The organism is Deltaproteobacteria bacterium (assembly GCA_020848905.1).
GTDB lineage: Bacteria > Myxococcota_A > Polyangia.
Map to the genome: position 1 here is coordinate 37111 of JADLHG010000069.1, position 20904 is coordinate 58014.

General features: G+C 68.7%; 16 protein-coding genes. 5 read left to right on the forward strand and 11 right to left on the reverse strand.

All coding sequences use genetic code 11. The features are described from left to right. The first annotated feature begins 23 nt into the window (after positions 1-23). Together IT371_29035 and IT371_29040 are read left to right on the forward strand one after the other, a co-directional pair. A complete protein-coding gene (locus IT371_29035) occupies positions 24-1310 on the forward strand; it encodes a hypothetical protein (GenBank protein MCC6751732.1) in 1287 nt (428 codons plus the stop codon). A 66-nt stretch (positions 1311-1376) separates the two neighbouring features. Next, the gene (locus IT371_29040) at positions 1377-1991 is read left to right on the forward strand and encodes a polysaccharide export protein (protein ID MCC6751733.1); all 615 of its coding nucleotides are present in this window, start codon (positions 1377-1379) and stop codon (positions 1989-1991) included. Positions 1992-2058: 67 nt separating this feature from the next. Here IT371_29040 and IT371_29045 read toward each other — a convergent pair whose 3' ends face one another. After that, positions 2059-3189, reverse strand: a complete 1131-nt coding sequence (locus IT371_29045; GenBank protein ID MCC6751734.1) for an aminotransferase class I/II-fold pyridoxal phosphate-dependent enzyme — start codon at positions 3187-3189, stop codon at positions 2059-2061. 231 nt (positions 3190-3420) lie between these two features. Here IT371_29045 and IT371_29050 point away from each other — a divergent pair, with 231 nt between their 5' ends. The 3 genes from IT371_29050 to IT371_29060 all read left to right on the forward strand — a co-directional run bounded on the left by IT371_29050 (position 3421) and on the right by IT371_29060 (position 7840). Beyond that, on the forward strand, positions 3421-5547 hold the full coding sequence (locus tag IT371_29050) for a polysaccharide biosynthesis protein (protein ID MCC6751735.1): 2127 nt from the start codon (positions 3421-3423) through the stop codon (positions 5545-5547). A 238-nt stretch (positions 5548-5785) separates the two neighbouring features. Next, positions 5786-6805 carry a hypothetical protein gene (locus IT371_29055; protein MCC6751736.1) on the forward strand — a complete coding sequence of 340 codons (1020 nt, stop codon included), beginning with the start codon at positions 5786-5788 and terminating at the stop codon, positions 6803-6805. A 60-nt stretch (positions 6806-6865) separates the two neighbouring features. Then, entirely contained in the window at positions 6866-7840 is a 975-nt protein-coding gene (locus IT371_29060) for a GDP-mannose 4,6-dehydratase (protein ID MCC6751737.1), read from the forward strand. A gap of 74 nt (positions 7841-7914) precedes the next feature. On the opposite strand, the gene wecB is transcribed toward IT371_29060, so the two are convergent. From wecB to IT371_29110, 10 genes are read right to left on the reverse strand one after another with little or no spacing between them, the layout of a single operon-like run. Next, positions 7915-9021 (reverse strand): UDP-N-acetylglucosamine 2-epimerase (non-hydrolyzing), encoded by a 1107-nt coding sequence (gene wecB, locus IT371_29065; GenBank protein MCC6751738.1) that lies wholly within the window; start codon positions 9019-9021, stop codon positions 7915-7917. Further along, positions 9018-9692, reverse strand: coding sequence for an acetyltransferase (locus IT371_29070; GenBank protein ID MCC6751739.1), 675 nt, complete (start codon positions 9690-9692; stop codon positions 9018-9020). Before IT371_29070 ends, wecB begins: the two co-directional genes overlap by 4 nt. Next, the gene (locus tag IT371_29075) at positions 9689-11824 is read right to left on the reverse strand and encodes an alginate lyase family protein (GenBank protein MCC6751740.1); all 2136 of its coding nucleotides are present in this window, start codon (positions 11822-11824) and stop codon (positions 9689-9691) included. Before IT371_29075 ends, IT371_29070 begins: the two co-directional genes overlap by 4 nt. After that, positions 11814-13757, reverse strand: coding sequence for an asparagine synthase (glutamine-hydrolyzing) (gene asnB / locus IT371_29080; GenBank protein MCC6751741.1), 1944 nt, complete (start codon positions 13755-13757; stop codon positions 11814-11816). Before asnB ends, IT371_29075 begins: the two co-directional genes overlap by 11 nt. Positions 13758-13762: 5 nt before the next feature. After that, on the reverse strand, positions 13763-14590 hold the full coding sequence (locus IT371_29085; protein MCC6751742.1) for a class I SAM-dependent methyltransferase: 828 nt from the start codon (positions 14588-14590) through the stop codon (positions 13763-13765). Further along, on the reverse strand, positions 14587-16791 hold the full coding sequence (locus IT371_29090) for a bi-domain-containing oxidoreductase (GenBank protein MCC6751743.1): 2205 nt from the start codon (positions 16789-16791) through the stop codon (positions 14587-14589). Before IT371_29090 ends, IT371_29085 begins: the two co-directional genes overlap by 4 nt. Positions 16792-16806: 15 nt before the next feature. Continuing rightward, complete coding sequence (locus IT371_29095; GenBank protein MCC6751744.1) at positions 16807-18003, reverse strand: glycosyltransferase; 1197 nt, start codon at positions 18001-18003, stop codon at positions 16807-16809. Then, the gene (locus IT371_29100) at positions 18000-19205 is read right to left on the reverse strand and encodes a glycosyltransferase family 4 protein (GenBank protein MCC6751745.1); all 1206 of its coding nucleotides are present in this window, start codon (positions 19203-19205) and stop codon (positions 18000-18002) included. The genes IT371_29095 and IT371_29100 overlap by 4 nt, the downstream gene beginning before the upstream one ends. Positions 19206-19215: 10 nt before the next feature. Then, entirely contained in the window at positions 19216-20235 is a 1020-nt protein-coding gene (gene gmd, locus IT371_29105) for a GDP-mannose 4,6-dehydratase (protein ID MCC6751746.1), read from the reverse strand. 26 nt (positions 20236-20261) lie between these two features. Continuing rightward, entirely contained in the window at positions 20262-20903 is a 642-nt protein-coding gene (locus IT371_29110; GenBank protein ID MCC6751747.1) for an acyltransferase, read from the reverse strand. Position 20904: the final 1 nt, after the last annotated feature.

Below are 20904 nucleotides of genomic sequence, written 5' to 3' on the forward strand. Positions count from 1 at the left end.
GTACGACTACGAGGCAGCGGCTCATGTGGACGAGACTTGGACTAGCTTGCAGTCTGGTCGCTGTTGTATTGCATGGCGGGGCCGCAGACGCGCAGTCGCCGACGCCGATTCGGTACAACGAGGGCCCGGGCATCAAGCTGGGCGACGCGCTCGTCTTCCACCCGGGCATCGCGGTCGAAGGCCGGTACGACTCGAACGTCTTCTACACGGATGGGGCGAAGGGCGCGCCGTATCTGCGCCTCATCGGACACCTGGACATCTCCACGCTGTCGCCGCAGCGGCTGACGGACGGCTCGGGCATCGTGCATCGGCCGAAGGTCAACTTCCGCTTCAAGACCGCCGTCGGCTATCGCGAGTACCTGAGCGGCGACGCGTCGGTGAAGGGCCAGCGCGCGGTTGAGCTGAACGCGGGAATCGGGCTCGGCGTGCTGCAGGGACGTCCCTTCTCGTTTGACATCGTCGATGAGTTCAGTCGCACGGTCAGCGCCCGCAACTACGAAGGTCCGGACACGCTCGCGCGCGATATGAACCGCGGGAGCGTCAAGTTCACGATCACGCCGGGCGGCGGGCGCCTCAGCTTCGACGTCGGATACGCCAACCTGATCGACGTGTTCGAGGAGAGCTCCTTCAACTGGGCCAACCACATGACCCACGAGATTCTCTTCAACGCCAAGTGGCGGCTCCTGCCGAAGACGGCCCTGGCTCTCGACGTCCTCCAGCGCTTCACGAACTACTACAACGCGTCGAGCGCTCCCGTGGCGAAGGTCAACTCCATGCCCTTCCGGGCCTCCCTCGGTCTGCTGGGCTTGATCACGACGCGGCTGTCGATCATCTTGAAGGCCGGCTACGGAAACAGCATCCACAAGACGGCGCCGTCGTACAACATGTTCATCGGGAAGGCCGAGCTCGGCTACCAGTTCGCGCCGACGGCCACGCTGCGGGGGGGCTTCGAGCACCTGTTCGAAGATTCCATGTACGGCAACTACTACACCGACGAGCTAGCGTACCTCCGCTACAACCACGCCATCATGCAACGCTTCATCCTGAACCTGGGCGCCGAGTATCGCTACCGCCAGTACAAGGGGCTGCCAGCGACGGGCGCAGCGACGACCCCCGACCTGCAGCAGCACCTCGTCATCGTCGGGGCCAGCTTCGACTGGCAGATTCAGGAATGGGTGTACATCGGGATCGGCTACGACATGCAGGTGCGTGCGGGGGCGTCGGGTGGGGCGGCCGGCATGACGGGCTTCATCGGATCGAATAACTTCCAGAAGCATCAAGTCTACGGAAAGGTCGGGTTCTCCTACTAGGTCGTTGGGGAGGCTCGGCCGACTACGTCGGCGGCTCACGCACGAAAGCTCACGAACATGTGTCGTATGAAGCAGTGGCTTGGCACCGCAGTCATTGGGTGGCTGGTTGGGATCTGTGCACCGGGCTGTACGCGGGGCGCCGGGACCACCGCGCCGCCGACGGATCCGAAGACGCTCGCGGCGGCAGCGGCGGCCATGAAGGACATCCTCGACGTGGGGGATGTCGTTCGCATCGAGGTTTTCGGCGAGAAGGAGCTGACCGGCAACTTCCAGGTCTCCGACGCCGGGACGATCGACTACCCCCTGGTCGGGCGCGTGGATGCGAAGGGGATGACGCCTCCGGAGCTGGCCGACCTGCTCAAGCGGCGGCTGGCGAACGGGTACCTCCGCAACCCGAGCGTCAACGTCTTCCCCAGGAACTTCAACAAGAAGAAGCGCGTGTTCGTCTGGGGCCAGGTGCAGAAGGCCGGCACCTTCAACTACGTCAACGCCATGTCGCTCATCGAAGCCATCACGCTCGCGGGCGGCCTCACGCCGCTGGCCAACAAGGACGGCGTCACGGTGACTCGGGTAGACAATGGCAAGAGCAACACGGTGAACGTGCCCGTGGGAGACTCGGCCTCGGCCAGCTACCGGCTTCAGCCTGGCGACGTCATCTTCGTGCCCGAGCGGATCTTCTGAGGTCCCGGGAGCGCGCCGCACGCCAGTGAGGTCCGGCAGCGCCTAATCGCTTCCCGAGAAGGGCAGTCTACGTTCGACGTCGCACAGCCCGGAAGGTGTCCACCACCCGGCGCCGGTCGTCGGCGGTGAGGCTCGAGCCGCTCGGCAGACAGAGTCCGTGCTCGAAGAGACGGGCGGCCACGTCGCCCTCGATCGCTCGGCACCCCGAGAAGACCGGCTGAAGGTGCATCGGCTTCCAGACCGGCCGCGCCTCGATGTCGTGCGCTTCCAGATGCAGGCGGAGGTCTTCGCGGGTCGCGCCGAAGGCGGCGGGCTCGACGAGGATGCAGGTGAGCCAGCCGTTCCACTCGCCGTACGGCGCTACGGGCATGAACGTGATCCCCTCCAGGCCGGCGAGCTCGCGCCGGTAGAAGGCGTTGATCTCGCGCCGCGCGGCAACGCGCGCAGGGAGGCCGCGAAGCTGGCCCCGCCCGACGGCCGCGAGGAGGTTGCTCAGCCGGTAGTTGTAGCCGATCGCGGAGTGCTGGTAGTGCGGCGCGGGGTCTCGGGCCTGCGTGGCGAGGAAGCGGGCGCGCTCGGCCCACCTCGGATTGTCCGTGAGGAGCATCCCCCCGCCGCTGGTGGTGATGATCTTGTTGCCGTTGAACGAGAGGATCCCGAGCTCGCCGAAGGTGCCGGCGTTGCGCCCCCGGTAGGTCGCCCCGAGCGCCTCAGCGGCGTCTTCGACGATCGGGACACCCGCGTCGGCGCAGACTCTGGCGATGGCGTCATAGTCCGCACACTGGCCGTAGAGGTCCACGGGGATGACGGCCTTGGGGAGACGCCCGCGGCGGCGGCAGGCCTCGAGCTCGGTCGCCAGAAGGGCCGGATCCATGGTCCAGGTTTCCGGCGAGCTGTCGATGAAGACCGGGTGAGCCCCGCAGTACACGATGGCGTTGGCCGTGGCGGCGAAGGTGAGCGTCGAGGTGATGACCTCGTCGCCGGGCTGCACGCCGAGCATCACGAGCGACAGGTGCAGACCCGCCGTGCCGGTCGAGAGCGCTACTGCATGTTTCGCGCCGACGAAGGCCGCCATTTCCGCCTCGAAGGCGTCCACATGCGGCCCGAGAGGGGCGACCCAATTGGAATCAAATGCTTCGAGGAGGAGCCGTCGCTCGTCCTCTCCCACGTGCGGGGGCGAGAGGTAGATGCGTTTCATCCGCAGGCTCGCAAACATGGGACAGATGAGGTCGTGGGTCAAGTGGTTTGGCGCGCGACCGCCGAGACTCCGTGAACGGATGGTGCGCCCAAGGCACCTGATACGAGAACCTTTCGGAGCGACAATCGACTTGACCCTAGCCTCGATGTCGAAGAAGCTACGCGCCTACGACAGCCGCCGAGATGACGGCCCACTGGACGCGTCTCCTGCGATGGATGGGTTGTTGTTGTCATGAAGCTTACCACCGCACGCCTCCTGCAGATCGGCGTCGACGCTCTCGTCGTGTGTATCGCCTTCGTCGTGGCCTACGGGATCCGGTTCGAAGGCCAGCCGCCGCGCGAGTACATCAAGCAGCTCATCCTGGTGGCGCCGTACCTGGTGCTCCTGCGCCTGTCGCTCTTCGCGGCCTTCAGCGTGTACCGGCTGGTCTGGCGCTACATCAGCTTGCGCGACCTGCCGCGGCTCGTCGCGTCGACCCTCGCGGGGAGCGCGCTCCTGGCCTTTGCGCGTTTCTGGGTCGAGCCCGCCTCGAATCTGGTCGGCCTGCGCGTGAACCCCGCTTTCGCCACGGTGCCGTACGGGGTGCTCGTTGCGGAATGGGTCATGACCACCGTGGGACTCATCGCGGTGCGCGGCATCTGGCGCCTGATCGTCGAGCGCTCGAAGCGCACGGGCCCGCGACAGGCGGTCTACCCGAGCGCGAAGAAGCGGGCCTTGCTCATCGGCGCGGGGTCCGCAGGCGTGATGGTGGCCCGCGAGGTCCGGTCGAGGCCGGACGTGGGCTTCGAGGTCCTCGGCTTTCTCGACGACGAGAAGCGGAAGCAGGGGACGATCATCCACGGCTTCAAGGTCCTGGGTTCGACGGAGCGGCTGGCCGAGTTCGCGCAGGAGCTGGGCGCCGAGCTGGCCGTGATCACGATGGCCTCGGTGCCCGCCGCGTCGATCCGCCGGATCGTGGCGCAGGCCGAAGCGGCCAACCTGAAGGTGCAGATCACTCCCGGGCTCTACGAGATCCTGGCGGGTCGGGTGAACATCTCCAAGATCCGTGACGTAGCAATCGAGGACCTTCTCGGGCGGGCCCCGGTCGAGCTCGAGACGGACCGCATCAGCGAATACCTGACCGGCAAGGTCGTGCTCGTCACGGGGGCCGGCGGCAGCATCGGTTCCGAGATCTGCCGTCAGGTGGCCAGCTTCGGGCCGCGCCTGCTGGTGATGGTCGAGCAGGCAGAGAACCCCCTCTTTCACATTCACAACGAGCTCCAGCGGACCTTTGCGGACCTGGCGATGGCCCCCGTCATCGCGAACATCGTGGACCGCGAGCGGATGAAGCAGATCATGACGCTTCATCGGCCGGAGGTGGTGTTTCACGCCGCGGCGCACAAGCACGTTCCGCTGATGGAGGCGAACCCGAGCGAGGCCGTGCGTAACAACGTCACGGGGACCCGAGCGGTGGCTGACCTCGCGCATCAGCTGGGCGCCGAGGCGTTCGTGATGATTTCGACGGACAAGGCCGTGAACCCGACCTCCGTGATGGGGGCGACGAAGCGGCTGGCCGAGATGTACGTGCAGAGCCTCTCGGCCGTCTCGGAGACGCGCTTCATCACCGTGCGTTTCGGCAACGTGCTCGGTAGCCAGGGGAGCGTGGTCCCCCTCTTCAAGGAGCAGATCGCGCGCGGCGGGCCCGTGACGATCACGCACCCGGAGATGCGGCGCTACTTCATGACCATCCCCGAGGCCAGCCAGCTCGTGCTGCAGGCGGGCGCGATGGGGGACGGCGGGGAGATCTACATCCTCGAGATGGGCGAGCCGATCCTGATCGTGAACCTTGCTCGCGACCTCATCCGCCTGTCGGGCTACCGGCCGGACGACGACATCCGCATCGTCTTCTCGGGGATCCGCCCGGGCGAGAAGCTCTACGAGGAGATCAACCTCTCCGAGGAGAACGCGGCCAAGACGAAGCATCCTCGCATCTGGACCGGGCGATCGCAGATCGGCGACGTGGACCAGCTTCGCGGCGCGATCGACGCTTTCGGTCCGCTCCTGCAGGGCAGTCCGGAGGCGGTGCGGGAGCTGCTCGCGGCGCAAGTCCCCGAGTACCAGCGAACGGCCATGGCGGGCGCAGAGCGCAACCCGGGCGACGAGCCGAGGGCGCCAGCGGCGCGGCCACAGAGCGCCCAGCTGGACCTGCGTGGTCTCGGCACCGCGGCAGGCGATCGTGCCCCAGCGACAACGGGGGACCGCGCTCCGGCGGGGGCGCGTGCCCAGGCCGTGACGCTCGGGGCCCTGCCCGTGGCGGCTGCCGCCGCGGTGCGGGCCAAGGCCAGCTCCGGTCAGCTCGCGGAGATCGCCGAGAGCTAGAACGTCGATCGGGAGATGAGGCTTCTCGCAGCGGAGAAAGATCTCCCGACCAAGGGGTTCGCCATTTTGCTCGGAGCAGCCGCTCAGTGCGCCGCGATGGGGTCTTCCGCGGGTCGCTCCCCGGTCTTCGCTCGGACGTGATGCGGCGGCTTCGAAGCATGGCGCTTGGATCGTGACCCCACACGCACGAGGTAGAGCGATGGTGCAGCGAGGGACCTGGCGTCCGGGAAGGTGGGCAGTGTCCGTGTTGACGGGCTCGCTGCTCTCGACGGGCTGCGCGAGCGAGATCAGGCCGGTGGCGGACGGCGGTGGAGGAGGCCCCGAGGCTAGCGTCCAGATCGACGGGCGGACGCCAGATGCCCCGCTCCCCGACTCCAGGATCGATGGGCCCGCAGTGGATGCGGCGGCCCCCGCCGACGCGGCCATCGTCGCGGACACGGCCAGGCCGTGCGGCCTCGTCGTCGGGGAGAACAAGAACTTCACGATCGGCGGGAGGAGCAGGCGGTTCTTCATCGAGCTGGTGAACGTGCCGTCGGGCCACGCCAAACCGCTGCCGGTGGTCTTCGCGTACCACTACCTCGGGGGGACCCCCGAGGACTTCCGCAAGGCCACCGTCCCGAGCCCCGCCAACAAGCCCTTCATCCTCGCCATGCCGGCGGCGGTGGACAAGACGAAGTTCCCGATGTGGGACTTCAAGACCGATCCGGCGACCAGCGTGGACCTCAAGTTCTTCGACGAGATGCTGGTCTGCCTGTCGCGGCAGTTCACGATCGACACGAACCGGATTCACGCCATGGGTTTTTCCATGGGGGCGCAGTGGATCAACTACCTGGTGGCCCACCGCGGAGACCTCTTGGCCTCCTTCGCGCAGGCCTCGGGCGGAGTGCTGTCGCTGGCGAAGACCGATCCGAACTACTTCGAGTGTCCCATGACGACGCTCCTCGGGAAGCTCGCCAAGAAGCCCGCTGGGCTGGTCGCGTGGGGCGGTGCCAACGACAAGAGCGACACGTACTCCTTCCACCAGGGCTCGCTCGACGCGATCAAGCTCTACCACGACTCCGGGCACTTCCTGGTCCGCTGTACGCACGCCTACGCGCACAACTGGCCGCCCGACGACTTCACAAAGTTCATCCTGATGTTTTTCGAGGATCACCCGAAGGGGGTGAATCCCGAGCCGTACGTTCTGGGGTTGCCCAAGCAGACGCCGTTCAGCGGCCCCTACCCGTCGTGGCCCACCTGGTGCGCTGCGGTGCCATGACGGAGAGCGTGCGAGGGCAAGCTGCCACGTAACTATCTTCAGACTTCAGAGGAGTGAGTCATGAACGTCTTGATCACGGGTGGAGCGGGCTTCATCGGCTCGCACCTGGCGGAGGCCTTCCTTCACCGCGGCGACTGGGTCAGCGTTATCGATGACCTGTCCACGGGCACCATCCGGAACATCGAACACCTGAAGAGCAACCGGCGCTTCAGCTACGTCATCGATGACGTGACGAACGCGCGGGTCACGGCCGAGCTCGTCGACATGGCGGACGTGGTGTTCCATATGGCGGCTGCGGTGGGCGTGAAGCTGATCGTCGAGCGCCCGGTGCACACCATCACGACGAACCTGCGGGGCACCGAGGTGATCCTCGACCTCGCGGCGAAGAAGGGGAAGAAGGTCTTCATCGCCTCGACCTCGGAGGTCTACGGCAAGGCCGAGGTGTTTCCCTTCAACGAGGAGGCCGACCTCGTGATGGGGCCGACCAGCCGTGCGCGGTGGGCCTACGCCTGCTCCAAGGCGATGGACGAGTTCATGGCGCTGGCCTACCACCGGGAGAAGGCGGTCCCGGCGGTGGTGGTGCGGCTCTTCAACACCGTGGGGCCGCGCCAGACCGGGCGGTACGGCATGGTGGTCCCGTCGTTCGTCGACCAGGCGCTGCGAGGCGCACCGCTCACCGTCTACGGCGATGGGAAGCAGCGTCGCTGCTTCGGCCACGTGCACGACGTGGTGCGGTGCCTGGTGGCGCTCTCGGAGCTGCCCACGGCGGTGGGGCGCGTGATCAACATCGGGAGCCAGCACGAGCTGTCGATCCTCGAGCTGGCGCAGCTCGTGAAGCGCTTGACGGGGTCGGCCTCGGAGATCGTGCACGTGCCGTACGAGCAGGCCTACGCGCAGGGCTTCGAGGACATGGCGCGGCGCATTCCGGACACCGCGCGGCTGAAGGAGCTGATCGGCTTCGCACCGGAGACCGGGATCGAGGAGATCATCCGGGACGTCGCGGACTACATCCGGCACGAGCGCGCGAATCTCTAAACATGGTCACCTTGCCCATGCGACCATGTTTGATCACGCAACAACGCATTTCTGTGTAGAGGGCCCTGGCCCCTTCAGCTCCAGCGCTCGGCCAGCGCGGCGATCACCCGTTCCGCCGCATGTCCGTCCCAGCCGCGGATGGGGCCTCCGCGCTTGTAGCGGCCCGCCAGGACGTCGTCCACCAGCGCGCGAGCTAGCACCAGGTCGTGACCCACGACGGTGTTGGTGCCCAGTTCGACCGTCACCGGTCGCTCGGTGTTCGGGCGCAGCGTGAGGCAGGGGACGCCGAGGAAGCTCGTCTCCTCCTGGATTCCGCCGGAGTCGGTGACCACCACGCGGGCCGCGGCCATCAGGCTCAGGTTCTCGCGGTAGCCGAGTGGTGCTGCGAGCTGCACGCGTCCGAGGGCGCGCAAGCGATCGGTGAAGCCGAACTCGTCGAGGCGGGCCCGAGTGCGGGGGTGCGCCGGAAAGACGACGGCCAGGTCGCGGGTCAGCGAGGTGATGAAGTCGACGAGCTCTGAGAGACGGCTCGGGTCGTCAACGTTGGAGGGACGATGGAGGGTCAGCAGCGCGAAGGGAGCGTCTGCCAGGCCGAGCCCCGCGGGCATCCCGAGCGCGCGCGCCGCAGGGAGCTCGCGGGCCAGGGTATCGATCATCACGTTCCCCACGTACACGACGCGGTGGCTCGGGATCCCCTCGGCACGCAGGTTCGCCTCGCCGGCGGGCTCGCTGACGAGCAGGAGCTCCGAAATGGCGTCGGTGACGAGGCGGTTGATCTCCTCGGGCATCGTGCGGTCGCCCGAGCGTAACCCCGCCTCGACGTGCGCCACGGGGAGCTGCAGTTTCACGGCGGCGAGGGCCGCGGCCATGGTGGAGTTGACGTCGCCCACCACCACCACGCCGCACGGACGCGGGACGTGGCCTTCGAGCAGCTCCTCGAACGCGGCGAGCACCTTGGCGGTCTGCGCGCCGTGGCTGCCGGAACCCACGCCGAGGTAGACGTCCGGCGCACGGATGCCGAGCTGCTGGAAGAAGACGTCCGACATGCCGGCGTCGTAGTGCTGTCCCGTGTGCACGAGGTGTGCACGGAGCCCACGCGGGTCGCGGTCCATCGCGTGCAGCAGCGGGGCGATCTTCATGAAGTTGGGTCGCGCGCCCGCGACGAGCACGAAGGTCTTCACGGCGAGGTCTCCTCCTCCGAAAGGCGGCGGTGAATGCGCGCGGGGACGCCCAGCGCCACGACGCGGTCCGGTAGATCCCGCACCACGACCGCTCCGGCGCCGACGACGGTGTGGTCGCCGACGCGGATGCCCGGAAGGATCACGCCCCCCAGGCCGAGGTGGGAGAAGCGGCCCAGCGACGCAGCGCCGCCGGTGGCGGCGTTGGCGGAGAGGTGGCCGTAGTCCCCGACGACGACGTCGTGTTCGAGCACCACGCCGGTGTTGACGATCGCGCCCTCGCCGACCGAGGCGCCGGGATTGATGGCCGCGCCTGCCATCACGACCGCCCCCTCCCCGACGGTGGCGAAGCGCGAAAGGATGGCCGAGGGGTGTACGGCGGTCACGAGCCGGACGCCGCGTTCTCGACACACCGCTGCGATGCGCGCGCGGACGCGGTTCGAGCCGATCCCGAGCGCCACGGCCACCCGGCCCTCACGCGCGCGTTCGTAGAGCCACGCGCTGTTTCCCACCACGGGGAGGCCGAGGACGAGCCGCGGCTCGGCAGAGGGAGGGGCGTCGTCGATGAAGCCGTCCACGGTCAGGCCGCCGGCGAGCAGGATGTCGGCCACCACCTTTCCGTGGCCGCTCGCGCCGTAGACGAACAGCCGCTCGTCGGTCACGCTCACGCTCACACTCGCGCTCCCGAGGTGCTTTCGGGCGCGAGACGCACCCCGGCGATCCGCCCGCCCAGGAGCTGGAACGTCACGCTCTGGGTCTCGGTGCGCACGACGTAGCCGCCCCGCGCATCGCGCGCGAGCTCTGGCGCGCCGGGGCCGAGGACGGTCACGAGGGTCTGCGGCAGCGTGGTCGAGAGCTCCGTGGCCAGCGAGGGGACGGGGATCTTGTGGGCGTAGTAGCGGGAGAGCCAGCCGCGCGGTGGATCGTTCCTGCCAGCTACGAGGTCGGCCGGGACCACGCTGCCGTCGGCGTGGCGTATGGCGACGGAGAAGGGCCCCGCCGGCGTCTCTAGCTGCAGTCGAGCGGCGTCGCGGTCGAAGCGGAACGGAAAGTCGCCGGCCAGCCAGTGAAGTCGGACGGTGTGCGGCCCTTGACCCTCGACGCGGTCGACCACCACCCAGAGGCCGTCCTTGACCATCAGGACCGACCGTCGGTGCACGCACCCCTCGACGAGCCGGGAGAACCCGAGGTGCTCGCCCACGCAGAGGGAGAAGCGCTCTCCGTCCTCGAAGTGGAGCACGTTCGCCCGTGTCCAGTAGAGCGCCTTGAAGCGCCGGTAGTGGAGCATCTGGTCGTGGCCGTCCACCGTCAGCGTGTTGTGCGACGCCGTACGCATGAAGTGGTCGTGCCACTCGGCCGGGCCGTTGTAGAGGTAGCTGCCGGGATCGACGAGCACGTTGTGCCCGCGCCACCACACGTCGAGGTGCAGCATGTCGATCTGCGCGAAACGGTCTCTTATGGTCCCGCAGCGAAAGGTGGCGAAGCTCGTCTCGTCCTGCCCGCGGAGGACCACGTAGCCCGTCTCGTTGAAGTAGAGCGAGCGGCGTTCGGGGGCGCGCATCGGCGCCTCGAGCGACTGGGGGCCGAGGAGCCAGGCCGCCGCCTCGTCCCAGGGGCCAGGCGGATAGAGGCGCTCCCCGCGTACCGCGAGGCTCACGGCCTGCAGGCAGGGCCGGAAGTCGGAGAAGTCGCAGGTCGACAGGACGCTCGGCAGCGCCCCGTCGTTGCTACCGTAGTTCGGAAGCCGTCCGTCCGTCGGGTTCTGCTGCTGCAGCAGAAAGTCGAGCGAGCGGGCGAGGGCGCTCGTGCGTTGTTCGCTGGGTTCCTCACCGAGCGTGCGCGAGATCGTGGCGGCCCACAGGAGGCTGTAGATCGCGACCCGGTGGTAGTTGTGCGACTGCTGGATGTAGGCCCCGTCGCCGTAGAACTGCCGCTCGGCCGCTTCGTCGAGCAAGGAGCGGGAGAGCTCGCGCCAGCCGTGCGCCTCGGGGTCGGGCAAGAGCGCGCCGGCCGCGTGGAGGCCGAGCGCCTCCGAGAGGAGGTGGTTGTTGTAGACCGCCACCCGGGCGTAGTCGATGAAGCGCTCGATGTGGCGGCAGCCGTCGACGAAGGCCGCCCGCACGGTAGAGGCGGCCTCGCGTCCGACGCCGCTACGCACCATCAGCGTGTCGAGGGCGAAGAGCCACGCGAGCAGGCGAATGGCGACCTCCTGCCCCGAGGCCCAGTGGATGCCGAAGCCGATCGGGTTCTCGCGCACGAACGAGAGGACCTGGCCGTAGAGGGCGTGGGCCAGCTCCTCCGCCCGGCCGGGGCGAAAGGCCGCCGCGCGTGCGAGGTGGTAGGCTTGGGGAAAGCGGCCGAGCTCCCAGCTCAGCTTCACGTCGCCTACCTCGGCCTCCGCGGCCAGGGCCCGAGACCAGTGCACCTTCGGGTCCCAGTGGCGGCCGTTGACGGGGTTCAGGGTCCAGTCGGGAGGGGTGCCGTAGTTGCCCATCCAGTGGCCGAAGCAGAGGATGCGTCCGCGGATCGCCTGCGTGGCGAGCTCGTCGAGTCGCTGCAGGGCTGCGGCCGAGATCCGGTCTCGCATCGCGTCGGCCACTGCGACCGGGTCGGCAAAGGGGAGGCGCGCCGTCCACTCCCAGTCGTTCGCGAGGTGGGCCACACGAGTTCGCCGCGAGCCCCCCGCGCGGGGAGACAGGGGCGAGGTCTGCGTCAGGCCGGTGCGGGTCTTGAGCTCCCAGCCGATGCGGAAGGCCGTGCCGCGAAAGCCGAGTTCCCGCAGCTCCTGAAGAGAGTCACGCAGCATGGGCTAGCTGGTCCTCCACAATGCCGGACGGGGTCTCCCGGTCGAGGAAGATCCGCGCCCAGGCTTCGATGGCGCTGAGCTTCCAGACCATGTCGGCCCAGTACTGCCGCTCCGGGTGCGCGAGCAGGGTCTCGATGGCGGCCGGGTTCCAGAAGCCACGGGTCCGGGCGTTCGTCGACAGGAGCAGCTCACGAATGAAGCCACGCTGCGGCCCCCGCATCCAGTCCGCCGTCGGCGTATCAAAGCCCACCTTCCGGCGATTGAGGACCAGCTCTGGCACCACGTCCGCCACCACCTGTCGCAGGAGCCACTTGGTGGCGCCACCGCGAAGCTTCAGGTCGTAGGGAGTGTGAAAGGCGAAGCGCACCAGCCGCGGGTCGGCGAGCGGCACGCGGGACTCGATGCTGTTGGCCATGCTCATGCGGTCTTCCTGGTGGAAGAGCCCGGGGAGGTAGGTCTGCATGTCCCAGTGGAGCAGCTTGTCCACCGGGTCCTCGGCCGACGAGCGCGAGAGCGTGTCGTCGAAGACGTTCCGCGCGTGGGTCCGATTGGAGAAGCGCCGATCGGAAAATATCGCGTTCCACGCTTTTTCAGGGACCTTCGCAAAGTTGTCGAAATAGCGCGCGCGCCAGTCGGTGGCGTGGCGCGCGGCGAGCAGCAGGCGCCGAAGGTTCTGCGCGTCGAGGAGCTGCTTCAAGAGGTTGCCGTGAACGGCGCCGCTCGGCTGGCCCGCCGAGGCCTCTCCGCGGCCGACGCGGCGCCCGGCGAAGTAGGAGGTGAGGGTCTTCAAGGGGTGCGCGAGCGCGTAGCGCGCGTAGCCGGCGAAGATCTCGTCCGCTCCCTGGCCCCCGAGGCAGACCTTCACCCGGCGACTCGCCAGGCGACTGACGTAGTACATCGGGAGCATCGCGGCGCCAATGACCGGCTCGTCCTGAAAGTACATCAGCCGGAGCAGGTCCTCCGGAAAGGTGGAGCCATCGAGCGTGGTCAATTCCAGCTCGAGTCCCATGGCCCGGGCGGCCGCTTCCTGGAACGGCGCTTCGTCGATGACGCCTTGGTCCGTGAAGTGCACGCCGAAGCAGATCGGCGGTTTGCCGTGGCGCGTGGCGAAGGCGGCCACGGCGCTCGAATCGATGCCGCCGCTGAAGAAGGAGCCCACGGGCACGTCCGACATGAGCTGCTCGCCCACGACCGAGGTGAGCAGGCGGCGGAGCGCGTCGAGATGGTCCTCCGGATCACCCGGGCGCGAGGTGAAGCCGTCGAGCTGCCAGTAGCGGCGGGGGTGAACGCCGTGGCGATTGACCTCCAGGTACTCGCCCGCGCGCACCTGCCGGATGTCGCGGAAGAAGGTCCGCTCGAAGAGCGGCGTGTGAAAGTGCAGGTACTCTGTTACGCCCTGTGGATCGGGCTCGCGCGGGAGCTCCGGACACTCCAGGAGCGCCTTGATCTCACTGGCGAAGACGATGCGCGAGCCGTCGTCGTGGTAGTAGAGCTGCTTCACGCCCAGCGGATCGCGCGCCAGGATGAGGCGCCGGTGACGCCCATCCCAGAAGGCGAAGGTGAAGATGCCCGCCACGTCGGTCAGGGCACCCGGACCCCGCTCGTCGAGCAGGTGGAGGAGGGTCTCGGTGTCGGAGGTACCCCGAAAGCGATGCCCTCGCGCCGCGAGCTGCGGACGATAGTCGCCGTGGTTGTAGAACTCGCCGTTGTAGCTGATCCACGAGGTGCCGTCGTCGGTCATGGGCTGGTGGCCCGTGGGCGACAGGTCCACGATGGACAGGCGGCGGTGTCCGAGCCCGAGGGGCCCGGCGACGTAAAACCCTTCGTCGTCGGGGCCGCGGTGGGCGAGGCGACGCGTCATGCGCTCGAGGAGCTGACGGTCGACCTCCCGGTCCGGAGCCCCATAGTGGTAGATGCCGGCGATGCCACACATGGGGACTACCTCGTGGCCTCGATGAAGAGCCCGAGGCCGAACCGGTCCCCGGTGGCCTTGATCGCCCAGCGCGGATAGAGGGTCCACGCCAGCCGGGCGAGCGAGCTCTGATACTTCTGCGCCGGGCGCATGAGCAGAAGGTCGCCGTGGCTGAGCTGCGAACGGACGTTCACTGACGAGAAGGCCGAGAAGAGCTCGCGGGCCTCGGCGTGCGTGTAGGCCTTGGTGCCGGGGCTCTCCAGGTGGTTGAAGATGGCCCACCGCGGGCTCTTCCAGGGGCGAAGCTTCGCGGCGCAGTGCACTCCCCAGAGCATGAAGCCCACCCACGAGGGGACGTGGTAGACCATGATGAGCGCGGTGCCGCCCGGACGGAGCACGCGATGAACCTCGCTCACGGCGCGCGCGGTGTTCGGGCTGTGGTGGAGCACGCCGTACGAGTAGACCAGGTCGAAGCTCTGGTCGGGGAAGGGGAGCCGCTCCGCATCCGCCTGCAGCACCTCGGCCCGGAGCTCTTCCAGCGCCAGCCGCTCGCGGGTGAGCGCCACGCCGGCCTCTGTCAGGTCGACCCCCGTAGCGATGGCGCCGTGCCGCACCCAGTTGATGAAGTCCGTCCCTGCGCCAACGCCTACCTCGAGCAGGCGCTTTCCCTTGCCGCGTTCGAAGCGGGCGAAGGCCGGGATGTAGGGCTCCCATTCGTACCGCTCGCGCTCGATCTCGTCGAAAAAGCGTCGTCGCTCCTCGGTCGGGATGTCGCGCGTGCCGCACGGCTGACGCTGCCAATGCTGACGAACCGCCTCCTTGAGCTCCTCCACCTGAATCCCTCCCGTCGTCATGCGCTGATCTCCACCGAGGGCTCGCTAGCCTCCGGATACCCGTGGCCGTTGCTGCCTCGTAGTTCCTGAGAGCTGGCGGCGAGCGGCAGGCCCTCGCGCAGGCTGCGCACGGCCATCAGCGTCGCCCAGCTCACGCCGAACAGGTGGCTCCACGGAATGGGCCACTCACCGGTGCGGCAGGCCTGCACGAAAGCCTGGAGCTCTGCCGCGTGTCCCTTGTCCTTGCCGCCGCGCTCGCGTTCGCGCGCGCCGCCCCGCCAGAGGTCGATCGCATCCCACGCGTCGAGCGTGGCCGTTCGCCCGCCGCCGAAGATCTCGATGCGCTCGATGGGGCCCGACCGATCGCCGCCGGCCTGGTACGAGATGTTCGAGACACTGCCGTTGGCGTGGCGCACGGTGATGAAGACGCGGTCGTCGGTCGTCTCGAGCCCCCCCGTCTTGTCCACGGATTCGGCGTAGACGCGCACCGGCGGGCTGTCGGCCAGCGCGACGCAGGTGTCGAGGGCGTGGCACCCTTCGCCCACGATGCGGCCGCCGCCGATCTCCTCGTCCTGGGGCCAGGCGTTCGCCGGCAGCGGGCCCGGCGCGAAGCGGTAGCTGATGCTGAGCGGTCCGGCGTCGCGGAAGTGGTTGCGCAGCGTGGCGGTGCCGGGGGCGAAGCGGCGGTTGAAGCCCACCATCAGCACGGGGCACGCAGCGCCCAGTTCTTCGACGCAGTCGGCGATCCGCTGGAGCTGCTCCAGGCTGACGCAGAGGGGCTTTTCCACGAAGACGTGCTTGCCCGCGCGCAGCGCCCGGATCACCAGGTCGGCGTGCAGGTCGTGGCGCGTCAGGATGAAGACCGCTTGCGTCCCGGGGTCCGAGAGGACCTCGTCCACCTCGGTGGTGGCGTAGGCGAAGCCGAGCTTGTTGCCGCTGTGCACGGCGTTCATCCCCTTGGCGGTGCACAGGCCGCGGAAATCGGCCCCCGCGAGCTTGCCGAGGATCGGCATCAGGACGAGGCGCGCGAAGTTGCCCGCGCCGATCAGGCTGACGCCGAGCTGACCGCCGGTGGAGACCCCCGTGGAGCGCAGGTCGATGCGGCGGCGCGGCGCGGGGAGCTGCGGATAATCGAGCACGAGGCCCATGTAGGGCTCGCGGTTGCTGGTGATGACGTCGTAGGCCGTCTCGGCCTGCTCGATGGGGAAGTGGTGCGTGGTCAGTCGCTCGACGGGGAGCTTGCCGGCGGCGATGACCTCGAGGACGGTCTGCATGTTGCGCTGGGCGGTCCAGCGGGCGTGCCCGATGGGGTAGTCGATCCCCTTCTCTTCGTAGCTCGGGTCGCTGCGCCCCGGCCCGAGGGACGAGGAGACGGTGAACTCGAGCTCCTTCTGGAAGAAGGGCGGTCGCGGGAGGTTCAGCCCCGCCACGCCGACGAGCACGATGCGGCCCTTGGGGCGGCAGGCCTCGGCGGCGAACTCGATGGGGGCGTTGCTCTGCGTGGCGGCGGTGATGATCGTGGCGTCCACCCCGTGCGAGTCGCTGAAGGCCATCACGCGGTCCAGCGGGGAGCCGACCGCCACCTCGTCCGCGCCGAGGCTCTTCGCCAGCTCGAGCTTCGCCGGGTCGAGGTCGGTGCCGAAGACGCGGCAACCCTGCGCCTTGAGCAGGCAGACGCAGATCTGGCCGATCAGCCCGAGGCCGATCACCAGCACGCGCTCTCCGAGCTGCAGGTGGGCGAGGCGAACACCCTCGAGGCCGATGGCGGCGACGCAGGTGTAGGACGCCTGCTCGAACGTCACCCCGTCGGGGATCTTCGCGCAGAGGTTGCGGCCGACGGTGACGATGCCGGCGTGCGGACCCGCAGCCGCCACGCGGTCGCCGGGCTTGAACTCGTCCACTCCCTTGCCGCACTCGAGGACGACGCCGGCGCACGAGTAGCCGAGGGGCATCGGCTCGTCGAGCTTGGCCATCACCTGCCGCGCCGTCGTGAGGAGGCCCTCCTGCTTGATCTTCTGCAGGACCCGCTTCACGTGGTCCGGGCGCTCGCGGGCCTTGCCGACCAGGCTCTTGCGGGCGAGCTCGACCACATAGCGCTCGGTCCCCGCCGAGATGAGCGAGGCCGCGGTGGCGATGACGACGGAGCGGTCGGTGGCGACGGGGTCGGGGAGTTCCCAGACCGTCGTCTTGCCGCTGCGGATGTCCTGGATGACCTGTCTCATGCTCGCTCCATGGGTTCAGAATCGGGCTCCCGTCGCCGGAGCGCGGTGAAGCGCCCGGTCGAACATGACCCGGTGACTTTCGACGGATTCCTCGACGGCGCCGGCCCGCAGCGCGTAGGCGTGCGCGCGATCGGACCAGGGACGGTGCGCCTCCTCGTCGGCGTCGACGAGCCATTCGAGGGTGGCGCGGATGCGGGCGGGGTCTCCGAGGCTGAGAGACCAGCCCACGCCCTTCTCCTCGAGCCCCTGCCAGGGGGTCTGATCGCTGATCAGGGCCGGGCAGCCGGCCAGCAGCGCCTCGTGGATCGCGTGGCCGAAGCTCTCGCTGTGCGTCGGAAAGAAGAAGAGGTGGTACTGCTGCAGCGTGGGGACGACGCGTTCGTTGGGGATGGGGCCCTTGTACTGGACGCGCACGTTCGGCGGCAGCTCGGCGATCAGGCGCTGGCACTCCTGCCAGTGCGCCTGGTCCTGGATCGGGCCGTAGATGTCGTACTCCACCTCGCCCCGCCGGAGCTCCTTCAGGTAGCGGAGCGCCCCATCCAGGTTCTTCTTGGGCGAGACGCGCGAGATGAAGACCGCGCGCAAGGTCCCCGGCCGCTTGGGGGGGCGCGCCTCGGCGGCGGCGCCGTTTGCGCCCTTACCGCTCGCGATGTCCACCGCGAGGTGCACCGGCGCGCTCGCTCCCATCACCCGTGCGATCTCTCCCGTCTCGAGGTCCCCCTGGGCGTGCCAGGTGACGTCGCCGTAGAGCTGCAGCGAGCGGGTGGCCCGAAGGTAGGCCATCTTCTTGCGGGTGCGGATCGCCAGCGCGCCCTCGGCGAGCTCCCCCTTGGGGGCCACGATCACCGGGCGGGCGGGCGAGAGTCGGAGCTGCCGCAGCACGAGCGGCTTGATGGTGAAGTGGTAGTTGAACAGGCTGTTCAGATAGAGGAGGTCGTGCGGTGTCGCGTGCATCAGGCGCCGCAGGCTGCCCCACGAGAGCGCGTCCGGCGAGAGGTAGTAGACCCACGCCTTGCCGACGCGGTTCCAGTCGTTGACCTTGATGCCGGGATAGCTCTGGTGCGTCCCCTCGTCGCGGTCGGAGGTCACGATGCGGAACTCGTAGCTGTCGCCGAGGTGGTCGACGAGGTTCGCGAGCCCGCGCAGGGCGCCGCCGGCCTGAAAGCCGGGGAGGTAGTAGCCGATGAAGACGAGGATTCGAGGCTTGGTCATGACGCCCCCATCGCGTGGTCGGTGAGGTCACGCGCCGTGGCCGGGACCGCCCCCGATTGCCGCGCGGCCTCGAGCCAGGGGACCACCGGCGGCATGGCGCGTCGTCCGACGGCGTGCACCACGCAGTCGGCCAGGTACTGCGCGGCCCGGCGGGTGCGGATCTGCTCGCCCGTTCGTCGCGCGGCCTCGCTCAGGCGGCGGCGCTCGGTCGGCCCGAGGCGGACGAAGGACTCCAGACAGGCGCGGAGCGAGGCGACGTTCTCGCTCGCGTGCACGTAGCCGTTGAGACCGTGCTGCACCAGATCCATCGCGCCGCAGCGGTCGGAGACGAGGGCCGGGACGCCGACGGAGAAGGCCTCGTTCACCACGATCCCCCAGCCGTCCCAGCGCGAAGGGAGCGCCAGCAGGTCGGCCGAGGCGATGCGACTCAGCACCTCGTGTGAGGCCACGGGCCCCTCGAGGTGCACCTGGCTCGTGAGCCCCGCTTCGGCCACGCGGCGCTCGAGGTCCTCGCGGAGCGCGCCCGCACCGGCGATGGAGAGGTGCACCTGCGGCTGCGCGTGCAGGAGCGGGCGGGCCGCGTCGATCAGGAGGTCGAGTCCCTTGCGGTGGATGAGCTGCCCCAGATAGAGGATGTCGAGCCCCTCGCGGCGTCGGCGCGGAGCGACGGCGTAGCGTTCGGTGTCGCCGCCGAAGTAGCCGAAGGGGTAGAGCCCGCGCTCGGGAAACCCGAGGCCCCGGTAGTAGTCGAGGGCGAAGTGGGAGATCGCCAGGGCCCCGGCGCTGCGTCGGGCGATGGCCGCGCCGAAGGCCGAACGGGCCAGGCGGCGCGGCAGGGGCCGGTGGGTCTGCTCGTTCGGGGATTCGGCGTAGATGAGGTAGCGCGAGCCCGCCGCGGCCAGGGTGCTCAGCACCGCGGCGAAGGCGGGCTCCATCCAGATGCCGTTCACGATGTGCACGCGATGGCGCTGGCTCCAGGCCAGGCGCGCGGCCTCCGCCAGCTGGTGTTCCGCGGGGAGGAAGCGGTGGCGGTAGCTGCCCATCTGCACCTGCCAGCCGAGCTGGAGGCGGTCCGCGGGGAGGTTGCGGGCGAAGACGACCTGCAGGTCGACCTCGCTCGTGGCCGCCACCGCCCCCAGAAGGTCGTTCTGGTACGGGGACGGGATGTTCATCCACATCGTGAGGGGTACGGCAGCGGTCATGATGCTCCTGCTATCGTCCCGTCCGTCGGAGGTCCTCGACCACCATGACCTTCACCAGCTCGTCGAAGGTCGTGCGCGGCTTCCAGCCGAGGCGCGCGGTGGCCTTCGCGAAGTCCCCGTGCAGGTAGTCGACCTCGGCCGGGCGATAGAACTCGGGGTTGATCTCGACCCGAATCGCGCCGGTCTTGGCGTCGCGCCCCTTCTCCTCGACCCCCTGGCCCTCCCAGGCGATCTCCACGTCGATGACGCGGAAGGCGGCCTCGACGAACTGGCGTACCGAGTGCGACGTGCCCGTGGCCACCACGTAGTCGTCGGGCGCGGGCTGCTGGAGCATGAGCCACATCGCCTCGACGTACTCGGGCGCGTAGCCCCAGTCGCGCATCGAGTCCAGATTCCCGAGGGCCACGCGCTCCTGCAGGCCGTGCTTGATGCAGGCCACGCTCTGCGTGATCTTGCGCGTGACGAACTCGTGACCGCGAAGCGGCGACTCGTGGTTGAAGAGGATCCCCGAGCAGGCGAACATGCCGTAGGACTCGCGGTAGTTGCGCGTGATCCAGTGGCCGAAGAGCTTGGCCACGGCGTACGGGCTCCGCGGGTTCATCGGCGACTCTTCGTTGCAGGTCGACTTCCCCGCCACCTTGCCGAACATCTCGGAGGTGGAGGCCTGATAGAAGCGCGTGTCGGGTTTGACGGTGCGGATGGCCTCGAGCAGCCGCAGCACGCCGAGGGCGTTGCTGTCCGAGGTATAGATCGGCTGGTCGAACGACGCGCCGACGAAGCTCTGCGCGGCCAGGTTGAAGACCTCGTCGGGCTTCACCTTCTCGAGCACGCGCAGAATGTTCGAGAACTCCGTCAGCTCGAAGAGCACGAGCTCGACCTTGCGATCGATCTCGAGCTCGCGCAGCCGCGAGAGGTCCAGGTTCGAGCTGCGCTTGTAGCAGCCGAAGACCTGGTAGCCCTTGCCCAGCAGGAGCTTCGCCAGGTAGCCGCCGTCCTGTCCGGTAATCCCGGTGATCAGTGCTCGCTTCATCACTCGCTCCCTCTATGCCCCGATGGTTACGCGGGGCTCGTCCCAGGCTCCGCGTCATGCTGCGGAACGTGCTGTGTGTCGGTCGAAGAAGGCGCCGGGGGTTTCCCGTTGGCGTGCATGACGCGCCGGACGCGCTCGCGCAGCTCGACGAGCCGCTTCGGCGCGAAGCCGACGGTCCGTCGCAGCTCGAGGCCGTCGTGCACGGTCCGGCGTTGGCGCAGGAGGCGCGCGGGGGAGCCGGCCACGATGGCCAGCTCGGGCACGTCGCGCGTCACGATGGCCCCGGCCCCGACGACCGCGCCGCGTCCGACGGTGACGCCGGGCATGATCATCGCGCCCGTCATGATCACGGCGTAGTCGTGGATGGTCACTGCTCCGTAGGTCGTCTCGAAGCCCGGAGAGTCCAGGTCGTGCCCGGCGGTGAGGATCGTCGCCCACGAGACGAGCACGTGCTGGCCGACGGTCAGTCCGCCGCGGCCGTCCAGCATGGAGGAGACGATCACGGTGTCCTCTCCGACGGTGACGCGGCCGGAGACGAGGTTCTCGCCCACCAGCACGGCGGTGGAGGCGATGGCCGCCCCCGCACGGCGCAGCCGCGCGTGCACGAGGGCCTGACGCGCGTAGCGTCCGGCCAGCACGAGTCCCGTCGAGAGGTCTTGCCAGCGCATA